23 protein-coding genes are annotated in these 20,372 nt (G+C 64.4%); 9 read left to right on the plus strand and 14 right to left on the minus strand.

Annotated elements, in window-relative coordinates; translation table 11 throughout:
* The first annotated feature begins 48 nt into the window (after positions 1 to 48).
* The 4 genes from JGU72_RS22595 (at position 49) to JGU72_RS22610 (ending at position 5,093) form a co-directional block, all read left to right on the plus strand.
* Entirely contained in the window at positions 49 to 774 is a 726-nt protein-coding gene (locus JGU72_RS22595) for a response regulator transcription factor (protein WP_199686330.1), read from the plus strand.
* Positions 764 to 1,792 (plus strand): sensor histidine kinase, encoded by a 1,029-nt coding sequence (locus JGU72_RS22600; protein WP_199686331.1) that lies wholly within the window; start codon positions 764 to 766, stop codon positions 1,790 to 1,792. Before JGU72_RS22595 ends, JGU72_RS22600 begins: the two co-directional genes overlap by 11 nt.
* Before the next feature lie 170 nt (positions 1,793 to 1,962).
* Positions 1,963 to 3,774 (plus strand): peroxidase family protein, encoded by a 1,812-nt coding sequence (locus tag JGU72_RS22605; protein ID WP_199686332.1) that lies wholly within the window; start codon positions 1,963 to 1,965, stop codon positions 3,772 to 3,774.
* 2 nt (positions 3,775 to 3,776) lie between these two features.
* Positions 3,777 to 5,093, plus strand: a complete 1,317-nt coding sequence (locus JGU72_RS22610) for a cytochrome P450 (RefSeq protein ID WP_199686333.1) — start codon at positions 3,777 to 3,779, stop codon at positions 5,091 to 5,093.
* Positions 5,094 to 5,125: 32 nt separating this feature from the next.
* Here JGU72_RS22610 and JGU72_RS22615 read toward each other — a convergent pair whose 3' ends face one another.
* Both JGU72_RS22615 and JGU72_RS22620 read right to left on the minus strand, forming a co-directional pair.
* On the minus strand, positions 5,126 to 5,917 hold the full coding sequence (locus JGU72_RS22615) for an S-methyl-5'-thioadenosine phosphorylase (protein WP_199686334.1): 792 nt from the start codon (positions 5,915 to 5,917) through the stop codon (positions 5,126 to 5,128).
* Between the two features lie 21 nt (positions 5,918 to 5,938).
* Positions 5,939 to 6,493 (minus strand): CGNR zinc finger domain-containing protein, encoded by a 555-nt coding sequence (locus JGU72_RS22620; RefSeq protein WP_199686335.1) that lies wholly within the window; start codon positions 6,491 to 6,493, stop codon positions 5,939 to 5,941.
* Between the two features lie 68 nt (positions 6,494 to 6,561).
* On the opposite strand from JGU72_RS22620, the gene JGU72_RS22625 reads away from it, so the two are divergent.
* On the plus strand, positions 6,562 to 7,575 hold the full coding sequence (locus JGU72_RS22625; RefSeq protein ID WP_199686336.1) for an EamA family transporter: 1,014 nt from the start codon (positions 6,562 to 6,564) through the stop codon (positions 7,573 to 7,575).
* Here JGU72_RS22625 and JGU72_RS22630 read toward each other — a convergent pair.
* Positions 7,484 to 9,226, minus strand: coding sequence for an SDR family oxidoreductase (locus JGU72_RS22630; RefSeq protein WP_199686337.1), 1,743 nt, complete (start codon positions 9,224 to 9,226; stop codon positions 7,484 to 7,486). The genes JGU72_RS22625 and JGU72_RS22630 overlap by 92 nt on opposite strands.
* 198 nt (positions 9,227 to 9,424) lie before the next feature.
* Here JGU72_RS22630 and JGU72_RS22635 point away from each other — a divergent pair, with 198 nt between their 5' ends.
* Genes JGU72_RS22635 through JGU72_RS22645 form a run of 3 tightly spaced genes read left to right on the plus strand, consistent with a single transcriptional unit; the run spans position 9,425 to position 11,966 of the window.
* Positions 9,425 to 10,000, plus strand: coding sequence for a TetR/AcrR family transcriptional regulator (locus JGU72_RS22635; protein ID WP_199686338.1), 576 nt, complete (start codon positions 9,425 to 9,427; stop codon positions 9,998 to 10,000).
* The gene (locus JGU72_RS22640; protein WP_199686339.1) at positions 9,997 to 11,160 is read left to right on the plus strand and encodes an NADH:flavin oxidoreductase; all 1,164 of its coding nucleotides are present in this window, start codon (positions 9,997 to 9,999) and stop codon (positions 11,158 to 11,160) included. Before JGU72_RS22635 ends, JGU72_RS22640 begins: the two co-directional genes overlap by 4 nt.
* Complete coding sequence (locus tag JGU72_RS22645) at positions 11,139 to 11,966, plus strand: SDR family oxidoreductase (RefSeq protein ID WP_199686340.1); 828 nt, start codon at positions 11,139 to 11,141, stop codon at positions 11,964 to 11,966. Before JGU72_RS22640 ends, JGU72_RS22645 begins: the two co-directional genes overlap by 22 nt.
* Here JGU72_RS22645 and truA read toward each other — a convergent pair.
* The 8 genes from truA to infA form a co-directional block, all read right to left on the minus strand.
* Positions 11,963 to 12,823, minus strand: a complete 861-nt coding sequence (truA, locus tag JGU72_RS22650; RefSeq protein WP_199686414.1) for a tRNA pseudouridine(38-40) synthase TruA — start codon at positions 12,821 to 12,823, stop codon at positions 11,963 to 11,965. The genes JGU72_RS22645 and truA overlap by 4 nt on opposite strands.
* 4 nt (positions 12,824 to 12,827) lie before the next feature.
* Positions 12,828 to 13,583 (minus strand): 50S ribosomal protein L17, sunset domain variant, encoded by a 756-nt coding sequence (gene rplQ, locus JGU72_RS22655; RefSeq protein ID WP_199686341.1) that lies wholly within the window; start codon positions 13,581 to 13,583, stop codon positions 12,828 to 12,830.
* A 30-nt stretch (positions 13,584 to 13,613) separates the two neighbouring features.
* Positions 13,614 to 14,678: a DNA-directed RNA polymerase subunit alpha gene (locus JGU72_RS22660; RefSeq protein WP_199686342.1), complete on the minus strand. Its 1,065-nt coding sequence runs from the start codon at positions 14,676 to 14,678 to the stop codon at positions 13,614 to 13,616.
* Between the two features lie 123 nt (positions 14,679 to 14,801).
* Positions 14,802 to 15,407 (minus strand): 30S ribosomal protein S4, encoded by a 606-nt coding sequence (gene rpsD / locus JGU72_RS22665; RefSeq protein ID WP_199686343.1) that lies wholly within the window; start codon positions 15,405 to 15,407, stop codon positions 14,802 to 14,804.
* Between the two features lie 18 nt (positions 15,408 to 15,425).
* Positions 15,426 to 15,839, minus strand: coding sequence for a 30S ribosomal protein S11 (gene rpsK, locus JGU72_RS22670; protein WP_199686344.1), 414 nt, complete (start codon positions 15,837 to 15,839; stop codon positions 15,426 to 15,428).
* Positions 15,839 to 16,213 carry a 30S ribosomal protein S13 gene (rpsM, locus tag JGU72_RS22675; RefSeq protein WP_199686345.1) on the minus strand — a complete coding sequence of 125 codons (375 nt, stop codon included), beginning with the start codon at positions 16,211 to 16,213 and terminating at the stop codon, positions 15,839 to 15,841. The genes rpsK and rpsM overlap by 1 nt, the downstream gene beginning before the upstream one ends.
* A 169-nt stretch (positions 16,214 to 16,382) precedes the next feature.
* Positions 16,383 to 16,496, minus strand: a complete 114-nt coding sequence (gene rpmJ, locus JGU72_RS22680; protein ID WP_018163500.1) for a 50S ribosomal protein L36 — start codon at positions 16,494 to 16,496, stop codon at positions 16,383 to 16,385.
* A 77-nt stretch (positions 16,497 to 16,573) separates the two neighbouring features.
* Positions 16,574 to 16,795, minus strand: coding sequence for a translation initiation factor IF-1 (gene infA / locus JGU72_RS22685; protein ID WP_003418601.1), 222 nt, complete (start codon positions 16,793 to 16,795; stop codon positions 16,574 to 16,576).
* 366 nt (positions 16,796 to 17,161) lie between these two features.
* On the opposite strand from infA, the gene dtd reads away from it, so the two are divergent.
* On the plus strand, positions 17,162 to 17,599 hold the full coding sequence (gene dtd, locus JGU72_RS22690) for a D-aminoacyl-tRNA deacylase (RefSeq protein ID WP_199686415.1): 438 nt from the start codon (positions 17,162 to 17,164) through the stop codon (positions 17,597 to 17,599).
* On the opposite strand, the gene map is transcribed toward dtd, so the two are convergent.
* From map to secY, 3 genes are read right to left on the minus strand one after another with little or no spacing between them, the layout of a single operon-like run.
* Positions 17,600 to 18,400: a type I methionyl aminopeptidase gene (gene map / locus JGU72_RS22695; RefSeq protein ID WP_199686346.1), complete on the minus strand. Its 801-nt coding sequence runs from the start codon at positions 18,398 to 18,400 to the stop codon at positions 17,600 to 17,602.
* Positions 18,401 to 18,418: 18 nt separating this feature from the next.
* A complete protein-coding gene (locus JGU72_RS22700) occupies positions 18,419 to 18,964 on the minus strand; it encodes an adenylate kinase (RefSeq protein ID WP_199686347.1) in 546 nt (181 codons plus the stop codon).
* Positions 18,961 to 20,268 carry a preprotein translocase subunit SecY gene (gene secY / locus JGU72_RS22705; protein ID WP_199686348.1) on the minus strand — a complete coding sequence of 436 codons (1,308 nt, stop codon included), beginning with the start codon at positions 20,266 to 20,268 and terminating at the stop codon, positions 18,961 to 18,963. The genes JGU72_RS22700 and secY overlap by 4 nt, the downstream gene beginning before the upstream one ends.
* Positions 20,269 to 20,372: the final 104 nt, after the last annotated feature.

Below are 20,372 nucleotides of genomic sequence, written 5' to 3' on the forward strand. Positions count from 1 at the left end.
GACATCGCGAAGCTGGTCGCCGGGCCGCGCAGTTTGGGACACTGAGCCATGGTCGCGCGAAGGCAGAACATCCTGGTGGCCGACGACGACCCCGTCGTCCGCGAAGTGGTCCGGCGCTATCTCGAACACGACGGTATGACGGTGACCGAAGCCGCGGACGGAAATGTCGCGATGGCAGCGCTGCAGAATCGCGGCGCGGGTATCGACCTCGCAGTACTGGACGTGATGATGCCGCGGCCCGACGGCATCCAGATCTGCCGCACGCTCCGCAGCGAATGGCGCAGCGACATCCCGATCATTCTGCTCACCGCGCTGGCCGAAGAGGACGACCGCGTCCTCGGCCTGGAAGCGGGCGCCGACGACTACGTCACCAAGCCGTTCAGTCCGCGCGAGCTGGCGTTGCGGGTTGCGTCGGTGTTGCGACGATCGGGTGGCAGGTCGGCCGAGGACACGAGCACGCTCCGGGACGGCGTGCTCGAAGTACGGCTGGATTCCCAAGCCGTGTACGTCGACCACGTTCCGCTCGAGCTCACGGCCCGCGAATTCGACCTCCTCGCCTTCTTTCTCGCGCACACGCAGCGCGTCTACTCACGCGAGGAGCTGCTCGAGCAGGTCTGGGGGTGGTCCTTCGGTGACTTGTCGACGGTGACCGTGCACATCAAGCGACTCCGCGCCAAGCTCGGTGACAGGCACCGGATCGAAACGGTGTGGGGTCGCGGATACGCCTGGGGCCGAACCGATTCCCCGAACGAGGTCGCGCAGAATGCCGACTGACATGCCGGACATCGTCGCCTACGCGCTCGGTTTCTCGATTCCGATCGTTCTGCTCGGTGCACTCGTGATGCACTACGCGCGCAAGATGTCGCTGACGACGAGCATGGCGGTTCTCGTGCTGATCCCGACGCTTGCGACGTTCGCGGGGGTCATCGGCGTCTCCGGCCTGATGTTCACCGCTGAACTCGAACGCACGGCGATCGTTCTCATCGTCGTCGCGGCGGTGACCGTTCCCGCGGCGGTCGCTCTCGGGCGTTTCCAGGCGAAGCGGACGGTGTGGGAGAAGGAGATCAGAGACCAGGAGCGGGCGGCGGAGCAGTCTCGGCGCGAACTGGTCGCCTGGGTGAGCCACGACCTCCGCACTCCGCTGGCGGGAATCCGCGCGATGTCGGAGGCTTTGACCGACGGCGTGGTCAGCGACCATGAGGACGTCGTGCGCTATGCGAAACAGATAGTGCAGGAAACGAATCGACTCGGATCGATGGTCGACGACCTGTTCGAGATGTCGAAGATCAACTCCGGTGCACTGAATTTGACTCTGGAACCCCTCGATCTGCATGAGGTGATCGACGAGGTCGTCGCGGCCTCGCAGCCGACGGCGAATCGGTCCAAGGTGACATTGCGCGCCGAGCAGCCCGATGCGCCGATCATGGTGTGCGGCAGCGATCGCGCCCTGGGCCGGGTGCTGGCGAATCTCGTCTCGAACGCCATCGCCCACACGCCGCCCGGTGGTGCGATCGACATCTCCGCGGGCGTCGACGGCAAGCATGCGTGGACCCGCGTCGACGACTCGGGCCCCGGCATCCCGGAGGACGACCTGCCCCGAATCTTCGAGGTCGCCTACCGCGGAACGAGTGCGCGCTCGCCGGTTGCCGACGATGGTCTGCCCGCGGGAAGCGGCATGGGCCTCGCGATCGCGGCGGGTCTCGTCGAGGCACACCACGGCCGGATCAGCGCGGCGAACCGCGACCGCGGGTCCCGTTTCGAAGTTCGACTGCCGCTCGTCGACAATCTCTGACCGATCTGTCCGATTCCCGATCTTGATCCACTCAACTCGGCCCGGGAACGGGTGTGACCTGGATTACACTGTGGGCGGTCTCGCCGCCAACTCAGCCCCCTCAGTCCGCGGTGTGGCGAGTCCGAACAACCGACCGCCGCCGGACGCCCCGCTCGCGGAGGAGCTTGGTGATGTTTGGCCGGCAATGGTACGAATTCCCGTCGCTGACGCTACAACTGGCGAACTTGTCCAAATTGCGCGACGAACTGCGCAACGAAAATCTCTTCGAGGCGCCAGGAATCAGGCCCGAAGCAACGAAGACCGAGCCGCCGCCCGAGGCACTCCGGGCACGCACCGCGGACGGCAGCTGGAACGACCTCGAGAACCCGATGGCGGGCGCGCAGGGCACCGGCTTCGGACGCAACGTCCCACTTTCGCGAACCAAGCCCGATCTGGCGCGTCTGCTCGATCCGAATCCGCGCGATATCAGCCGGAAGCTCATGGCACGCGACACGTTCAAGCCCGCCGGAATCATCAATTCGCTGGCAGCCGCGTGGCTGCAGTTCGAGAACCACAACTGGTTCTTCCACGGCACCGGGGTGCCGGAGGGTTCGATCGAGATTCCGTTGCGCGACGACGACGATTGGCCCGAGAAGACGATGCGGATCCGAAAGACGCCGCTGCTGCCCGGGCAGAACCCGACGAACGGCAACGCGCCGCTCTACATGAACGAAGAGACGCATTGGTGGGACGCGTCGCAGATCTATGGCAGCGGACCGGACCGGCAAGCCGAGATCCGGACCTTCACAGACGGCAAGATCAAGCTCGGCGACGATCTTCGCCTGCCCAAGAGCGACGAACCGGGTATCGACCTGACCGGCATGCGGGAGAACTGGTGGGCCGGTGTCGGGCTGCTGCACACGCTGTTCGCGCGTGAGCACAACGCGATCTGCGACGAGCTGAAGAAGGCATACCCCGAACTCGACGATCAGAGACTCTTCGAGATCGCGTGGCTCGTCAACGCGGCCCTCATCGCGAAGATCCACACCGTCGAGTGGACGACGTGCGTCCTTCGCCATCCGGCGCTGCAAATCGGTATGAACGCGAACTGGTACGGCGCACTGGGCGAGACGTTCAAGGACAAGATCGGCCGGATCGGCGACAGTGAGGTGCTGAGCGGAATCCTCGGTTCGTCCACGGACAGTCATGCGGCGCCGTTCTCGCTCACCGAGGAGTTCACCTCGGTGTACCGGATGCATCCCCTGATCCCCGACGACTGGGACTTCTATTCGCTGGCAAGTGGCGAACTGCGAGAAAGCCTGTACTTCACCGATATTCAAGGTAAGTACACCCGCGATCTCATGGACCGCTACGAGATGAGCGACATGTGGTACTCGTTCGGCATCGCCAGTGCGGGCGCGGTGTGCCTGCACAATTATCCGAATTCGCTGCGTACCCTGACCCGCGTCGACGGCCAGATCACCGACCTCGCAACGCTCGACATCGTCCGGGATCGCGAGCGTGGAGTGCCGCGCTACAACGATTTCCGCGAAGCGCTCCACATGCCGCGGCGCAAGAAGTTCAGCGAACTGACGCCGAACAAGCAGTGGGCAGCCGAGATCGCCGACCTGTACCAGGGTGACATCGATCGCGTAGACGTGCAGGTCGGGATGTATGCCGAGAAGCCGCCCAAGGGATTCGGCTTCTCGGACACCGCATTTCGCATCTTCATCCTGATGGCGTCGCGTCGCCTCAAGAGCGACCGGTTCTTCACCAAGGACTTCCGGCCCGAGATCTACACCCAGGTCGGCTTCGACTGGGTCAACAACACGGGCATGAAAGATGTTCTGCTGCGCCACTATCCCGAGCTCACGCCGGTGATCAAGGACGTGGAACGGGTGTTCGCGCCGTGGCCGAAGCTCGGCGAAGCCGTGCCAGGACAGAAGAACCCGATCAGCCGGCTTGCCGACACGGTCAAGGGCTACATGCCCTTCGGGGACTGACGATGACAGAGTCGACTATCGGTGAGGCCTCGACGCTGGACGGCGTCCGCTTCACCGCTCAGGTTGCGGTGCCCAACGTCGTCCAGGGCCTGTTCCGGCGGCGCAAGACCGTGACGGGCGCGGCCAAGCTGGTCGACGCCGACAAGCAGGCGGTCCGGTTCTACGAGGGGCTGGTCAGAAAGTTCGCGGACGAACCGTTCTTCATCCGCGTGGGCAAGGACAAGTCGGTCCTCGTGCACCGTCCCGAAGATATTCGGGCGGTGCTCGACGCCTCGCCGCACCCGTTCGCGTCCGACCCGGACACGAAACGCAAAGGCATGTCCCATTTTCAGCCCGAGGCACTGACGTTGTCGCGTGGTTCGCTGTGGGAAAGCCGGCGGCGGTTCGCCGAAGCGGTGCTGGAGACGGACAACCCGCTGCACAGCCTGGCACAGAACTTTCTCGGCGTTGCATACGAAGCAGCGGACGGGCTCGCTGTCGGTGAAGTCACCTGGGACGCGATCAATGCGGCCTACCAGCGGCTGACCCGTCGAGTCGTCTTCGGTGACCCAGCCGCCGACGACGACGAGCTCTCGAGCTTGCTGGAGACGTTGATGGACGAGGCCAACAACGCGCCGGGAAAGGAGTCCGACAGCTTCGCACCGTTCATGGCGAAGCTGCGCGGCTACGTCGATTCGGCCGCCCCTGGCAGCTTGTCCGCACTCATCGCCGAAACGCCGCGCGACGACGATGTCGAGCCAGCGGGCCAAGTCATCCATTGGCTGTTCGCAATGGGAGACACATTGCCGGCCAACGTGTTTCGCGCACTTGCCGTACTGGCCAGCGACGCTGCCGCCTTCGCAGCGGCACGCTCGGAACTTGCGGACGCGGACCTCGATACTGCCAAAGGCGTTGCTGGGCTCTCCTACATCGCGGCCTGCCTGCAGGAGGCGATGCGCCTGTGGCCGACCACGCCCTTGTTCGGCCGCGTCACGACGACCGAAACGACGTTGCGCGGCGCGACGATTCCCGAGGGCACGCAGGTTTTCATCTATAACACGGGCAATCACCGCAACCGGGACCGGATTCCGTATGCCGACCGGTTCGCGCCCGAGGAGTGGGTCACCGGCAATGCGGCCGACGACTGGTCGTTCAACTTCTTCAGTCACGGCACCCAAGGCTGCCCCGGCGCAGGCCTGGCCGTCTTCCTCGGTGTGGCGGTCCTCGCCCGACTCGTCGGCACGGGCACACCGCGGATTGTTGCAGGCGCGAACCTGCGCTCCGACGAACCACTCCCCCACACCGTGGACGTATTCGGCGTGCGGATCGCGATCGAGTAGCTGTCGCAGTTGAAAACAGTCGCAGTGATTACCTAGGGCAACACGATCGGCAGTGGGCCGTCGTGCTTCGGGCACGACGGGCAGTCGGCGCTGACCGGTAGGGCCGAGATCGCTTCCCGGACATGCGCCTTGAACTGGGCGATGTTGCGGGAGAACTCTTCGAACACGTCCGCGGCACGCACGCCGTCACCGACCTCGACGCCAGCATCGAGGTCGGTGACGAGTGCAATCGCGGCGTAGCAGAGTTCCAGCTCACGGGCGAGAACCGCCTCGGGATGACCCGTCATATTGACAAGTTGCCAGCCCTGGGCGGCGTACCAGCGACTCTCGGCGCGTGTGGAGAATCGCGGACCTTCGATCACCACCATGGTCGCGCCGTCAACAGCGGCCCCACGGACTGCGGCACTGCGCAATTCAGGGCAGTACGGGTCGGCGAAAGAAACGTGTACGCCGCCGCCGTCGAAGTATGTCTGCGCGCGGCCCGAGGTCCGGTCGACCAACTGGTCGGGCACGACGACCGCACCCGGGCCGTGCGTCGCGGCCAGGCTGCCGACCGCGCACGGGCCGAAAACCTTTCGCACACCAAGGGATCGGAGTGCCCACAGATTGGCCCGGTACGGGACGGTGTGCGGCGCGAACTCATGTTTGCGCCCATGGCGCGGGAGAAAAGCGACGACGTGGTCGCCCACCGTCCCGATCGTGATCGGGCCGCTCGGATCGCCGTACGGTGTCGGCACGACGACCTCGTGCGCATCCGAATCGAAGAAGTCGTAGAACCCACTGCCGCCGATCACGGCGACGGTCGGCTGCGCACTCACTGACATACGACGATTGTGCCTGCTGCGCTATCGGCGCTCGCCCGCAGCCTTGCGTGCCCGATAGGCAGCGACGTTCATACGGTTGCCGCAGTTTCCGGTGTCGCAGAACAGCCGCGACCGGTTTCGGGACAGGTCGATCAACACGGCGTCACAGTCCGGTGCCGCACACCTCTTCAGCCGGTCCAGATCCCCGTTTCTGATCAGGTCGACGAACGCCATCGCGCCTTCGGCGCCCACCCTGTGGCGGACGGAGTCATCGTCGCGGGTGACGTGCAGGTGCCAGTCCCAATCTCCGTGGCGGGTCAGGCGTGGCATCGCGTCGGCTTCCCGCAACAGGGAGTTGACGATGTCGACCGCCGCGAGATCGCCGTCTGCTTCCCACACCGCGCGTAAGCGGGGGCGCAAGGACCGCACGTCGTCGAGTTCGGCGACCGTTCCGTCACGAACCCCCGTGAACTCGAATTCGTCGAGGAAGCCGGCGAGGTCCGCGACGGTCGCCAGCGTGTCCTCGCCATTGCGAAGCGTATTGACCAGCGCAGTCGTCATGCGCAGCGCAAACTCCGTGTCATGGGCAAAATGCATTTGACTCCTGACGGTAGCAAGTTCTACCGTCATGAGTGTAATCAGTTTCGATCCTGACAGGGGGCGACGTGCGCGCCACAGCAGCTGCCTTCGCCACCTCGGGCGTCACCCTCGCACTCCTCAGCGCCATGACCTTCGGACTGTCGGGACCGTTCATCAAATCGCTGCTCGATTCCGGGTGGTCGCCGGGCGGTACGGTTCTCGTGCGAATCTCGGCTGCCGCCGTGGCGATGGTGTTCCTGGCTGTGCTCGCCGAGCGCCGCAGGCCGACCTTCACACGGCACACGCTGCGGGCGGTCGTGCTCTACGGGATCATCGCGGTCGCACTCGTGCAGGCCGCGTTCGTCTTCGCGCTGCAGACCGTTTCGGTCGGCGTCACGCTGATGATCCAATTCCTCGCGCCGATCCTGGTGATCGCCTGGGAATGGCTGGTGCACGGCCGACGGCCGAGCACGCGGACCGTCGTCGGCTCCGGCTTTGCGCTGGTCGGCGCCGCACTCGTCGTCGACCCGTTCAGCGGTGTCCACGTCAGCGCAGGCGGGCTCGGCTGGGCGTTCTTGTCGACGCTGGGACTCGCCGGATTCTTCGTCATTTCCCGCAGCCAGCAGGGCGGCGTGAGCAATCTCGTCTTCGGCGCGGCCGGTATGACGGTCGGCGCGGTGGCCGTCGGGACGGTCGGCGCATTCGGGCTGATGCCGATCGAGCTGACCACCGGCAGCGTGACACTGGGTGGTGCACAGCTCTCGTGGTGGGCACCGCTGATCGCACTCGTCGCCGCGAGCACGGTCTTGCCCTACCTCGCAGGAATCGCGGCCGTGGCACGAGTAGGACCGACGCTCTCGTCACTGGTGCTGCTCAACGAAGTCCTGTTCGGGACCGCTTTCGCCTGGATCCTGCTCGATCAGGCGATATCACCGACCCAGGTGTGCGGCGGACTCTGCATCGTCAGCGGAGTCGCGCTCGCCCACCTCGGCGGTGCCGGCAAATCGGTTAGCGGATCAGCTTCGCACGCGCCGCAACGAACCGAGCCGCACCCGGCAGCAGTCGCGCAAAGTGATACTGCGCATGCGCCTCGGGCGTGACCGGGACGATCGATTTGTTCTTCTGCACGGCCGCCACGATTTCCGCGGCAACCTTTTCCGGGCCGTACCCGCGCTTCTCGTAGAGCTTGTCGTAGCGCTTCTGCTTCGCTGCCTCTTCGTCCGCGCTGACGCCCGAGAATCGAGTCGACGCAACGATATTGGTGTGGACGATGCCCGGGCAGATCGTGCTTACGCCGATACCCGATCCGGACAGCTCCGCACGAAGGCAGTCGGAGAACATGAAGACCGCGGACTTGCTCGTCGCGTAGGCCGTGAAGCCCTGCTGCGGGGAGAACGCCGCCATGCTCGACAGGTTGACGATGTGCCCACCGTCTCCGCGTTCGACCATCTTGCCCAGGAAGGCGCGGCAACCGTTGGCGACGCCGAAGAGATTGACCTCGAGGACCTTCCGGAACTCCTCCTCGGAGGTATCCAGGAAGTCACCGGCCTGGCCGATGCCGGCGTTGTTGATCAGCACATCCGGTACCCCATGCTGGGCGATCACTTCGTCGGCGTGCGCTTGCACAGCCTGCGCGTCCGACACGTCGAGCTGATATGCATGCGCGATGCCGTCTTCGTCGGCAATGAGGTTCGCCGTTTCCTTCGCCGCGGCGATGTTGACGTCCGAGAGAACGATCTCTGCGCCCTTGCGAGCGAACGCCAGCGCGGTCTGCCTACCGATGCCGCTGCCACCGCCGGTGATCACCACAAGCTTGTCTTCGAATTCGCCCGGCTTCGCACCGAGAGTCGCGCGACGCAGGCCTCGTGCAGGTTCGGCGCCACCGACGGTATCGATCAACTCGATCGCCGAGGACGCGACCAGCTCAGGGTGGCTGTACGGCAGCCAGTGGCCGCCCTTGACGACGCGCAACCAGACCTTGTCGACCCACTTGTCCTCGTCGGCATATCCCGACTGCCGAACTGCGGGATCGCGCGTACCGATGAGCACCTGAACGGGCACATCGGTGTGCCGCTCGCGAGGCTTCGAGAACGGCTTGGCAAGGATCGATTTGTAGATCCGCAGTCCGCTCACGATGTCGTGGTCGAAGGTCGGTGCCAGTTCGACGCGGTCGGCGGGAATGCCCTCGGTCACCGACAGGAACGTCTTCCAGCGGTTCGCCTTCATCTGCCCGAACACAGCCGAGCCGACGGGCGACGCGAACGCAACCATGTACGCGAGCGAACCCACCTGACCGAGGGGTAGCGCGATATTGCGCGGGGTCGGGCGCGACAATCGCGAGCGCAGCCAGGTGAAGAGGTGATCGACGCTCGGACCCGACAACGACGTGAACGACTTGATGCGTTCCTCGGCACCGGGCTCGCAGACAACTTCCCAGCTCGCGACGCTGCCCCAGTCGTGGGCGATCAGGTGGACCGGTGCGTCGGGGCTCACCGCGTCGATCACGGCGCGGAAATCCGAAGCCAGTTCCTCGACCGAAATGGTTTGTTCACCCTCGGGGTTGGACGACGCGCCGTGACCACGGCTGTCGACAGTGATGACACGGAATCGGTCGGTGAGATGCGGTACGACGTTCGACCACAGGTGGTGGCTGTCGGGCCAACCGTGGAAGAGGACGACGGTCTCGCCCTCAGGGTTCCCCTGCTCGTAGACAGCGATTTGCAGATCGCCGCTCTGTACGAATCTGGGCATGACTTTGGCATCGACATCGATGTCGGACAAAACATCCACCGCCTTGTGGTTCGCGGACCGTTAATTTGGTACCGGGAGTACCACATACCGCTCTACGACAGTAGAAACCTGGTGCTGCGGTGTCAAGCTGGGCAAAATTCGTCGGCCAATTTTCAATCAGTGATTGAATCAATGTTTCAACTATGGTTCTATCGGCATATGCCCATGAAAACAGCCAAGGACGCCGATACCCGCGCCCGTCTGTTCGCGGCGACGGAGATGCTGCTTCTCGAACGTGGCGACGACGTCTCGATACGTTCGATCTGCGCCGCAGCGGATGCGAACGTCGCCGCCGTCCACTATCACTTCGGCTCGCGCGAAGCGCTGCTGACAGCGCTGCTCGAGGACCGACTCGCCCCCGTGTGGCGGCAACCTCTCACTGGTTTGGCCGAAACCGACGCGCCCGTATCCGCATACGTCGATGCGATCGTCGAGCCGTTCAGCGCGCTGGCGGCGGACCCGATAGGGCGCTGCCACCTCCGCCTGCTGGGCAAGATCGCCCTCGACCGGGACAACATCGAATGGAGCTCGCACTGGTTCCAACTCCACTCGTGGGTCGCGGTGCTGTGCGCGAACCAACCCGATCTCGATGCCAAGGAAGCCGGTCGGCGCTGGATGTTCGCATTCGAGTTGGTACTACTGCATTTCGGCACCGACCGGGTCCCCTCGGCTGCGTCGACAAATTCGCTGAGGACGTTCGTCATCGCTGGTCTCACCGCACCGGTGCAGCCATGACCGACGTCTTCGCCCCCGCTCAGCTAGGCCCGATCACGTTGCGCAACAGGGTGATCAAGGCCGCGACCTTCGAGGGCCGCACACCCGACGCACTCGTCACCGACGATCTGATCGAGTTTCATCGCCGCGTCGCAGCGGGCGGGGTGGGCATGACGACGGTCGCGTATTGCGCGGTCGCACCCGAAGGACGGACGGACCGGCATCAGATCTGGATGCGTCCGGACGCAGTCCCGGGCCTACGCCGACTCACGGCCGCCGTCCACGCCGAAGGTGCCGCCGTCAGCGCCCAGATCGGGCACGCCGGCCCGGTCGCGAATGCGGCATCGAACCGGTTGCCCGCCCTCTCCCCAAGCCGCCTCTTCAGTCCACTGGGGATGCGTCTGACCAAGCGACCCGACGCGTCCGACCTGGATCGAATCGTCGAGGTGCATGCAAACGCCGCGCGGATCGCCGAGCAGTCGGGCTTCGATGCCGTCGAGATCCATTTCGGCCACAACTACCTGGTCAGCTCGTTTCTGAGCCCCCTCCTCAACCGCCGTCGAGACGACTATGGCCGCTCGCTCGAGAACCGGGCACGGCTTGCGCGCCGGATCGCTCGTGCGGTCCACGACGCGGTCGGCGGGCGGCTCGCCGTCACGGCGAAGCTCAATATGGACGACGGGGTTCCCGGCGGGCTGCGCGTCGAAGAATCGCTGCAGGTTGCGCGGTGGCTCGAGGCCGACGGCGGACTCGATGCCCTCGAACTCACCGCGGGGAGCTCACTGCTCAATCCCATGTACCTCTTCACGGGCAACGCGCCGCGACGTGAGTTCGCCAATGCGTTCCCCGCACCGCTGAAATGGGGTCTACGCCTCGGCGGCCGTGCGTTCCTGCGCGAATATCCCTACCGCCCGGCATATCTGCTCGACAGCGCTCGGCACTTCCGGCACGCGCTGTCGATGCCGCTGATCCTGCTCGGCGGAATTGCCGACAAGCCCACCATGGACCTCGCCATGACCGAAGGCTTCGAGTTCGTCGCCATGGGGCGCGCATTACTTGCCGAACCCGAGCTGCTGGAACGTATGCGGGAACCGATAGTTCACCAATCGCTGTGCACGCACTGCAACAAGTGCATGCCGACCATCTACGAAGGAACCCGATGCGTCCTCGTTCGATCGTAATCACCGGTGCCGCTTCAGGAATCGGCGCGGCCACCGCGGCGCAGCTCACCGCGTCCGGCCACAGGGTCGTCGGAATCGACCTACGAAACTCCGACATCACCGCAGATCTATCGACAACCGACGGTCGCAGCGACGCGGTTGCCGCCGCAGCGGATGCGTGCGACGGCGTCGTCGACGGCCTGGTCTGCTGCGCAGGCTTGGGACCCTTGTCAGGTCATTCGGGAGAGCTTCTCGTATCGGTGAACTACTTCGGCGCGACCGCGGTACTCCGCGGTCTTCGGCCTGCACTCGAACGCTCCGAAAGTGCTTCCGCCGTTGCCATTTCGTCCAGCAGCACCACGACACAACCGATGATTCCCGACGACGTCGTCGCGGCGTGCCTCGACGACCGCGAAGAAGACGCGCGCTCGCTCGCGCAGAACGCCGGGGCAATCGCCGCCTATCCGGCCTCCAAACTCGCTCTCGCACACTGGGTGCGGCGAGAAGCGGTCCAGCCGCAGTGGGTGCGCGCGGGCATCAGACTCAACGCTGTCGCGCCGGGCATGATCGACACGCCCATGACAACGGGAGCGGAGGTCGATCCGCAACTCGCACAGGCACTGAGCCACTACCCGATTCCGATGAAGCGGGCGGGCCGAGCGGAGGAGGTTGCGGCGCTGATCGAATTCCTGCTCGGAAGCGGCGCGTCACTGCTCTGCGGCAGCGTGATCTTTGCCGACGGCGGTACCGATGCACAGCTGCGCGGATCGGACTGGCCCGCAGCGTGGGCCCCGACCCCGGAGCGCCTCGCAGAACTCTTCCGCTAACTGCCGCAACAACCTTCGGTCAGCGGTGCGCGCGTATCGCGGGTCGCCCGGTTACGCGCAGCCAAGTCAGCGTCCTCGGGATAGTCCACCCGGACAAGGCTGAGTCCGTGGGCCGGCGCAACGAGTACCGCACTGGATCGCGCACGCTCGTCGAGCAGCGAAGCCACCCAGTCCGGCGTGCGCCGCCCCTCCCCGACCGCCAGCACGGCACCGACGAGACTGCGCACCATCGACCAGCAGAAGGCATCGGCGCTCACGTGCGCGTCGAGCCGATCACCCGAACGTTCCCACTCGAAACGTTGCAGCTCACGAACGGTAGTAGAACCCTCGCGACGCTTGCAGAACGCCGCAAAGTCGTGCAGACCGAGCAATCGATTCGACGCGGTCTGCATAGCGTCGACATCGAGGTCGCGCCGCCAGCCGACCACACTGCGCGCGGCCAACGGGTCCGCACCGTAGTTCGCAGTCGTCAGCCGGTAGCAGTAGTGCCGTCGGATCGCAGAAAAGCGGGCATCGAAATCGTTGTGCGCGAGGGACACTCGCGTGATCCGAACATCCGCGGGCAGAAACTTTGCCATGCGATGCACGAGCTTGTCGAGGTCGTCGGGAGCGCGCGTCGTATCGAAGTGTGCGACCTGACCCTCGGCGTGGACCCCCGCGTCGGTTCTGCCGGCGACTGTCAACTGCACTTCTTCGCGCAACACCTTGCTCAGGCGCTCTTCCAGGACGCCGCACACCGTGCGTAACCCGGGCTGCCGGGCCCAGCCGGAGAAATCCGTCCCGTCATAGGACACGCCCAGACGCAAACGAACAAGCCCGCTGCCCCCGGAGGGGACAGCGGGCTCGTCGAATGCGATCGACTCAGGCGTCGTCGTCAGCCTTCTCGCGCTGCGACGGGGGCAGCTGGTAACCAGCGGCCTCCGCGGCCTCGGCAGTTGCGAACCAGATCTCGGCAACGATCGAGTTGTAGAAGCGAGTGTCAGGCACGTGGTACAGCATCGAGTCGGCGTTGCCCTTGATCGGGAAACCCTCTGGCTGCGAACCGTCTTCGAGCGGTGCGTGGCTGCCTTCGGGCGCGGCAGTCTCGGCGGCAGACAGCGCCGACGATTCGTCCGTGACACCTTCGGCGACGGCGTCCGCGTTGGCGACCTCGGCGTCCGTGGCGGACGCAGCGACCTGTGCAACTACGTTGTCAGGCGTTTCGGTCGTCTTCTTCGACGCAGCAACACGAGTTGCGCGGCTGGCCTCCGAAGAAACGGTCTTCTCCTGGACGAGCTCGATGATCGCCATCGGAGCGTTGTCGCCCTTGCGCGGGATCGTCTTGATGATCCGCGTGTAGCCACCGTTGCGGTCCGCGAAAGACGGGCCGATCTCGGCGAACAACTTATGGACGACATCCTTGTTGCGGATGTCCTTCAGGACCTCGCGACGGTGCGCGAGGGTGCCTGCCTTGGCGTGGGTCACAAGCTTCTCGGCGTACGGGCGCAGCCGCTTCGCCTTCGACTCGGTCGTCGTGATCCGGTCGTGCTCGAACAGCGCGGTGGCCAGGTTGGCGAGGATCGCCTTCTGGTGCGACGCCGACCCGCCGAGACGGCGACCCTTTGTGGGCTTGGGCATTTGTCTTTTCTCCCTATTAGGGCTGTATCCCTACAGCTGTTCTGTCTCGGCGTAGTCCTGGTCGCTGCTGTCGGTGTCGTGGAACGAGCCCGAATCGGCGTCGTTCCAAGTACCGGTCGCGGCGTCGTATCCGGCGACACTTGCCGGATCGAAGGACGCTGGGCTGTCCTTGAGCGAGAGACCGAGCGAGTGCAGCTTGACCTTGACCTCGTCGATGGACTTCTGCCCGAAGTTGCGGATGTCGAGCAGATCGGACTCGGTGCGGGCGACGAGCTCACCCACGGTGTGCACGCCTTCACGCTTGAGGCAGTTGTACGAGCGGACCGTGAGGTCCAGGTCCTCGATCGGCAGGCCGAAGGAAGCGATGTGATCGGCCTCGGCGGGCGAGGGTCCGATCTCGATGCCTTCCGCCTCGACATTGAGCTCGCGTGCGAGACCGAACAGCTCGACCAGCGTCTTGCCCGCAGAAGCGAGGGCATCACGCGCGGTGATCGAGTTCTTGGTTTCGACGTCGAGGATCAGCTTGTCGAAGTCGGTGCGCTGCTCGACACGGGTTGCCTCGACCTTGTAGGTCACCTTCAGCACGGGCGAGTAGATCGAGTCGACCGGAATGCGGCCGATCTCGGCGCCCGACGCCTTGTTCTGGACGGCCGGGACGTAGCCGCGGCCACGCTCGACGACGAGCTCGATCTCGAGCTTGCCCTTGTCGTTCAGGGTCGCGATGTGCATGTCCGGGTTGTGCACGGTCACACCGGCCGGGGGCACGATGTCGCCTGCGGTCACAGTGCCGGGGCCCTGCTTGCGGACGTACATGGTCACGGGCTCGTCTTCTTCCGAGCTCACGACCAGCGACTTGAGGTTCAGGATGACGTCGGTGACGTCTTCCTTCACGCCGGGAACAGTGGTGAATTCGTGCAGGACACCGTCGATGCGGATGCTGGTGACAGCGGCTCCGGGGATCGACGAAAGCAGGGTGCGGCGAAGCGAGTTGCCGAGGGTGTACCCGAAGCCAGGCTCGAGCGGCTCGATCGTGAACTTCGAGCGGTTGTCAGCGATGACCTCTTCGGTCAGTGTGGGGCGCTGAGAAATGAGCATGTGTGATTCCTTCTGTTGCGGACGTCCGCTATTTGACGCCCAACGATTAGGCGCCTCCGGCGCCCGTGCGCGGTTGGAGAGTCCAGGGACTCGCTAACCGCGCACAGGGCCGTAGGCCTTTTCTTACTTCGAGTAGTACTCGACGATCAGCTGTTCCTGCAGCGGCACATCGATCTGGGCACGCTCCGGCTCCTGGTGAACCAGGATCCGCAGCCGGCCCGGGATGACCTGCAACCAGCCGGGAACCGGGCGGTCGCCGACGGTCTCACGCGCAATCTGGAACGGCAGCGTCGCAAGCGACTTCTCGCGAACGTCGACGATGTCGTACTGCGAGACGCGGTAGGACGGAACGTCTACCTTCACATTGTTGACGGTGAAGTGGCCGTGGCTGACGAGCTGACGCGCCTGACGACGCGTGCGGGCCAGACCGGCCCGGTACACGACGTTGTCGAGACGGGTCTCGAGCAGACGAAGAAGGTTCTCGCCCGTCTTGCCCTTCTGCCGGTTCGCCTCTTTGTAGTACAGGGAGAACTGCTTCTCCATGACGCCGTAGGTGAAGCGTGCCTTCTGCTTCTCCTGCAGCTGGAGCAGGTATTCGCTCTCCTTGATCCGCGCGCGGCCGTGCTGGCCGGGCGGGTAGGGACGCCGCTCGAATGCTTGGTCGCCTCCAACGAGGTCGACACGCAAACGACGCGACTTGCGGGTCATGGGTCCGGTATAACGAGCCATTGTTTAGTTTCCTTCCCGCTAGACGCGACGGCGCTTGGGCGGACGGCAGCCGTTGTGCGGCTGCGGAGTGACATCGGAAATCGTGCCGACTTCGAGTCCGGCAGCCTGCAGCGACCGGATCGCGGTCTCACGGCCGGAGCCGGGACCCTTGACGAAGACGTCGACCTTCTTGACGCCATGCTCCTGCGCCTTGCGGGCAGCGTTCTCGGCAGCGAGCTGCGCGGCGAACGGGGTCGACTTGCGCGAACCCTTGAAGCCGACGTGACCCGACGACGCCCACGAGATGACGTTGCCAGCCGGATCGGTGATCGAAACGATCGTGTTGTTGAAGGTGCTCTTGATGTGAGCGTTGCCGTGCGGGATGTTCTTCTTGTCCCTGCGGCGAGCCTTCTGGGTCTTCTTGGGACCGGATGCGCGTGACTTGGGTGGCATTACTTCGCCTTCTTCTTGCCGGCAATGGTGCGCTTCGGGCCCTTACGGGTGCGCGCGTTCGTCTTGGTGCGCTGTCCACGTACGGGCAGCCCACGACGGTGGCGAAGTCCCTGGTAGCAGCCGATCTCGATCTTGCGACGGATGTCCGCCTGAACCTCGCGGCGGAGGTCACCCTCGACCTTGAGCGATTCTTCGATGTACTCGCGGAGCTTCGCGAGGTCCTCATCGGACAGGTCCTTGGCGCGGACGTCCGCGCTGACACCTGTCGCGGTGAGAATTTCCTTGGAGCGGGTACGGCCGATGCCGTAGATGTAGGTCAGTGCGATTTCCAACCGCTTTTCGCGGGGGAGATCGACACCAGCAAGACGTGCCATTAGGTTGCTGTGTCTCTCTTGTAGCGGAGGTCTGCTCCCAGCCCGTCCCCTCTTCTTGTGGGGCCCCGGCCTCCGGTCCGGGGGTAGTCCGCACACCTGCATGCGGATGGTGCTGGGAGGTCTTCTTTGGTGCCAAACCCGATCAAACGATCGATGCTCGTGCTCTAGGTCAGCCCTGACGCTGCTTATGGCGCAGGTTGTCGCAGATCACCATGACCCGCCCTTTACGGCGGATCACCTTGCACTTCTCGCAGATGGGCTTGACGCTCGGGTTGACCTTCACGTCGTTCCAATCTGTGTCGACGTCCACCCCTGCGGATGGACATGTTTCTCCCAGGCCGATGACCTGAGAAGCATTGGTTACTTGTAGCGGTAAACGATGCGTCCACGCGAAAGGTCGTAGGGCGAAAGCTCAACGACCACCCGATCCTCGGGAAGGATGCGAATGTAGTGCTGCCGCATCTTTCCGCTGATGTGTGCGAGAACCTTGTGGCCGTTCTCCAACTCAATGCGGAACATCGCATTGGGCAGGGGTTCGACAACCCGACCCTCGACCTCGATGGCCCCGTCTTTCTTCGCCATATCCTCCGCGATCCTGGCCCGAAAGCCCTGGTTGGTTGCACCGTATGCCGATACTGTGGTGCGCACACGAAGCCGCACCAGTTGTAAAAATTCGATCGCCCTGAGCTGGGCACACGAACAACCGGCACGCACAGCGCACCGCCGACCTACTTTACCGGCATTTTCTCACCAGGCCAAATGGCCATGCTGCACGCTCGACGAGCGGTCGCCGGCGTGTCGTCGTTTCGTCGCAACGGCCTCGCCGAAAGGGCGGATATCGAGGCGCGGTCTCGGGCGATGCTCGGCCAACAGCCCGCTCGGCCCAGTGACGCCGCGCAGCTCGACGCACCCGATCGCGTTCATGCCCGCCGTGCGACGATTCCAGCCGTGCGAGTTCTGGTTCAGCGTGTGAGTGCGGCGTCCGTCACGGTCGACGGCGAGACAGTCGGCCGCATCGATCCGGCGCCCGGCGAGCAAGGTTTGGTCGCGTTGGTCGGCGTCACGCACACCGACACCCGGGAGACGGCCGCCAAGATCGCCGGCAAGCTCTGGACATTGCGGATCCTCGACGACGCCCGATCGGCCGCCGATACCGGGGCACCGATACTCGTCGTCAGTCAGTTCACGCTGTACGCCGATACGGCAAAGGGTCGCCGACCGTCGTGGTCGGCCGCCGCACCCGGTCCGATCGCGGAACCGCTGGTCGCGCACTTCGCAGAGACACTCCGCGAACTCGGAGCGCAGGTGGAGACCGGGATCTTCGGCGCACACATGCAGGTCGGTCTGGTCAACGACGGACCGGTCACGGTGCTACTGGAAAGTTGATCAGTCCGTGGGGCGAACGGTCAGGATGCGCGGACCGTTCTCGGTGACGGCTACGGTGTGCTCCCAATGCGCGGCACGCGTGCCGTCGGTGGTCACCACGGTCCAGTCGTCGTCGAGCACCTTGGTCTGCGTGGTCCCGAGGGTGAGCATCGGCTCGATCGCGAGCACCGATCCGACCACCAACTCCGGGCCCTTGCCCGCTGCGCCTTCGTTCGCGAGGAACGGTTCCATGTGCATTTCGCGGCCGATGCCGTGGCCGCCGTAACCGTCGACGATCCCGTACGTGCGGCCGTGCGCGGCCTCGGCTGCCCGAGTCCCCAGCTCGATCGCGTGCGAGACGTCGGTCAGCCGGTTGCCGGGCACCATCGCGGCCACACCGGCATCCATCGACAGCCGAGTTGCCTCGCTGAGCAACCGGTCCGCCTCGATGATCGAACCGACACCGTAGGTCCAGGCCGAGTCGCCGTGCCAGCCGTCGAGGATCGCACCGCAGTCGATCGACACCAGGTCGCCCTCGACAAGAACGTCGTCGGCCGACGGAATGCCATGAACCACTCGATCGTTCACCGACGAGCAGATCGAGCCGGTGAAGCCGTGGTAGCCCTTGAACGAGGGCACGGCACCGGCATCGCGGATGACCTGCTCGGCGATCGCGTCGAGTTCGAGGGTGGAAACTCCGGGACGGGTCGCATCGCGGACCGCAACGAGAGCGGCTCCCACGATCGCTCCGGCAGCGGCCATCGCGTCGAGCTCACCAGGTGTCCGGAACGGGACAACCTTGCGTTTGCGACCCAATCCCATAGTCGAATACTTGCGCTGTCAGTGGCCGAGAGCGGCCAACGCGCGAGCGTTGACTTCCTCGACCTCACCGATGCCGTCGACCGTGACGACGAGGCCGTCGTAGTGCTTGATCAGCGGTGCGGTCTCCTCGCTGTACACCCGGAGCCGGTTGCGGATCACGTCTTCGCTGTCGTCGGCGCGGCCACGGGCGAGCATGCGCTCGACCACGACATCTTCGTCGACAACCAGCGACAGCACCGCGTCGAGCTTGGTTCCGATGTTCTGCAAGATTCCTTCGAGCGCTTCGGCCTGACCGACCGTGCGCGGGAAGCCGTCGAGAACGAAGCCGTTCTCCGCATCCGGCTCGGCAACGCGGGCCTCGACCATACGGTTCGTGATCTCGCTCGGCACGAGGTCGCCCGCGTCGAGGAACTTCTTGGCTTCGAGGCCGACCGGCGTTTCCTGGCTGATGTTGGCCCGGAAAAGGTCACCTGTGGAAATGTGCGGAACACCGAGCCGCTCGGAAATCAGGACGGCCTGCGTCCCCTTACCGGCACCGGGAGGTCCGAGCAGTACGAGTCTCACTTGAGGAACCCTTCATAATTGCGCTGCATAAGCTGGCTTTCGATCTGTTTGACGGTGTCGAGCGAAACGCTAACGAGAATCAGCACCGCGGCACCGCCGAACGTGCTGCTGACAGACGCGGAACCGGACATGAAGAAGTTCGGTAGTACCGCGACCAGCCCCAGGTAAATCGAGCCCGGCAGAGTAATTCGGCTCAACACGTAGCTCAAGTAATCGGCGGTCGGCCGACCTGGTCGGATTCCTGGGATGAACCCACCGAACTTCTTCATCTCGTCGGCACGTTCCTCGGGATTGAACGTGATCGCCACGTAGAAGTACGTGAAGAAGACGATCAAGCCGAAGTAGATGGCGATGTACACAGGGTTGCCCGGATTGACGAGGTACTGCTGGATCGCCTTCTGCCACCAACTCGGGTCAGCGGTGTTCGATGACGTGAGCTGCGCGATGAGGTTCGGCAGGTACAGCAACGAGGACGCGAAGATCACTGGGATGACGCCCGCCTGGTTGACCTTCAACGGCAGGTACGTCGACGACCCGCCGTACATCTTCCGGCCGACCATGCGCTTCGCATACTGGACCGGAATTCGGCGCTGGCCCTGCTCGACGAACACGACGCCGGTGATGACCAGCAATGCCGCGACGCAGACAACCGCGAAGATGAGCGCACCCTGGCCGTCGAGGATCGACTTGCCTTCGGTCGGCACACGGGAAGCGATACCCGCGAAGATCAGCAACGACATACCGTTGCCGACGCCCTTCTCCGTGATCTGCTCACCGAACCACATGACGAGTGCGGCACCAGCCGTCATCACGAGAACGATCGTGACCAGCCCGAAGATGCTGGTGTCGTTGATGATGTTGTCGCAGCCCTGGAGCAATTGACCGCGGGACGCGAGCGCAACGAGACCGGTCGCCTGCAGTACCGCGAGGGCGATCGACAGGTAGCGGGTGTACTGCGTCATCTTCGCCTGGCCGGACTGACCCTCCTTGCGGAGTTCCTCGAACCGCGGAATGACCACGGTGAGCAGCTGGACGATGATGCTCGCGGTGATGTACGGCATGATGCCGATCGCGAATACCGACAGCTGAAGCAGAGCGCCACCGGAGAACAGGTTGATCAACTGGTAGATGCCAGCGGAATCACCGCCGAGGTTATCGGAGATGCACTGTTTGACAGTGCCGTAATCGACACCTGGTGACGGCAGTGAAGCACCGAATCGGTACAAAGCCACAAGACCCAGCGTGAAGAGGATCTTCCGCCTCAAGTCCGGTGTCCTGAAGGCCGACGCGAAGGCGGAAAGCACTAATCCTCCTGGCGGGCGACGCGGCTAGCTGGTTGGCCGCGTCTTGACAGACAACTCTTGAACTCTAACAGTGGCTCTGGTCTTACTTGCCGAATGGCCGTGCT

This window comes from Antrihabitans auranticaus, from assembly GCF_016481275.1.
In the GTDB taxonomy this organism is placed as follows: domain Bacteria; phylum Actinomycetota; class Actinomycetes; order Mycobacteriales; family Mycobacteriaceae; genus Antrihabitans.

Coding starts and splice junctions, on each gene's coding strand:
- JGU72_RS22595 (WP_199686330.1), top strand. CDS start 49: ATGGTCGCGCGAAGGCAGAACATCCTGGTGGCCGACGACGACCCCGTC.
- JGU72_RS22600 (WP_199686331.1), top strand. CDS start 764: ATGCCGACTGACATGCCGGACATCGTCGCCTACGCGCTCGGTTTCTCG.
- JGU72_RS22605 (WP_199686332.1), top strand. CDS start 1,963: ATGTTTGGCCGGCAATGGTACGAATTCCCGTCGCTGACGCTACAACTG.
- JGU72_RS22610 (WP_199686333.1), top strand. CDS start 3,777: ATGACAGAGTCGACTATCGGTGAGGCCTCGACGCTGGACGGCGTCCGC.
- JGU72_RS22615 (WP_199686334.1), bottom strand. CDS start 5,917: ATGTCAGTGAGTGCGCAGCCGACCGTCGCCGTGATCGGCGGCAGTGGG.
- JGU72_RS22620 (WP_199686335.1), bottom strand. CDS start 6,493: ATGCATTTTGCCCATGACACGGAGTTTGCGCTGCGCATGACGACTGCG.
- JGU72_RS22630 (WP_199686337.1), bottom strand. CDS start 9,226: ATGCCCAGATTCGTACAGAGCGGCGATCTGCAAATCGCTGTCTACGAG.
- JGU72_RS22635 (WP_199686338.1), top strand. CDS start 9,425: ATGCCCATGAAAACAGCCAAGGACGCCGATACCCGCGCCCGTCTGTTC.
- JGU72_RS22640 (WP_199686339.1), top strand. CDS start 9,997: ATGACCGACGTCTTCGCCCCCGCTCAGCTAGGCCCGATCACGTTGCGC.
- JGU72_RS22645 (WP_199686340.1), top strand. CDS start 11,139: ATGCGTCCTCGTTCGATCGTAATCACCGGTGCCGCTTCAGGAATCGGC.
- rplQ (WP_199686341.1), bottom strand. CDS start 13,583: ATGCCCAAGCCCACAAAGGGTCGCCGTCTCGGCGGGTCGGCGTCGCAC.
- JGU72_RS22660 (WP_199686342.1), bottom strand. CDS start 14,678: ATGCTCATTTCTCAGCGCCCCACACTGACCGAAGAGGTCATCGCTGAC.
- rpsD (WP_199686343.1), bottom strand. CDS start 15,407: ATGGCTCGTTATACCGGACCCATGACCCGCAAGTCGCGTCGTTTGCGT.
- rpsK (WP_199686344.1), bottom strand. CDS start 15,839: ATGCCACCCAAGTCACGCGCATCCGGTCCCAAGAAGACCCAGAAGGCT.
- rpsM (WP_199686345.1), bottom strand. CDS start 16,213: ATGGCACGTCTTGCTGGTGTCGATCTCCCCCGCGAAAAGCGGTTGGAA.
- infA (WP_003418601.1), bottom strand. CDS start 16,795: ATGGCGAAGAAAGACGGGGCCATCGAGGTCGAGGGTCGGGTTGTCGAA.
- map (WP_199686346.1), bottom strand. CDS start 18,400: ATGGGATTGGGTCGCAAACGCAAGGTTGTCCCGTTCCGGACACCTGGT.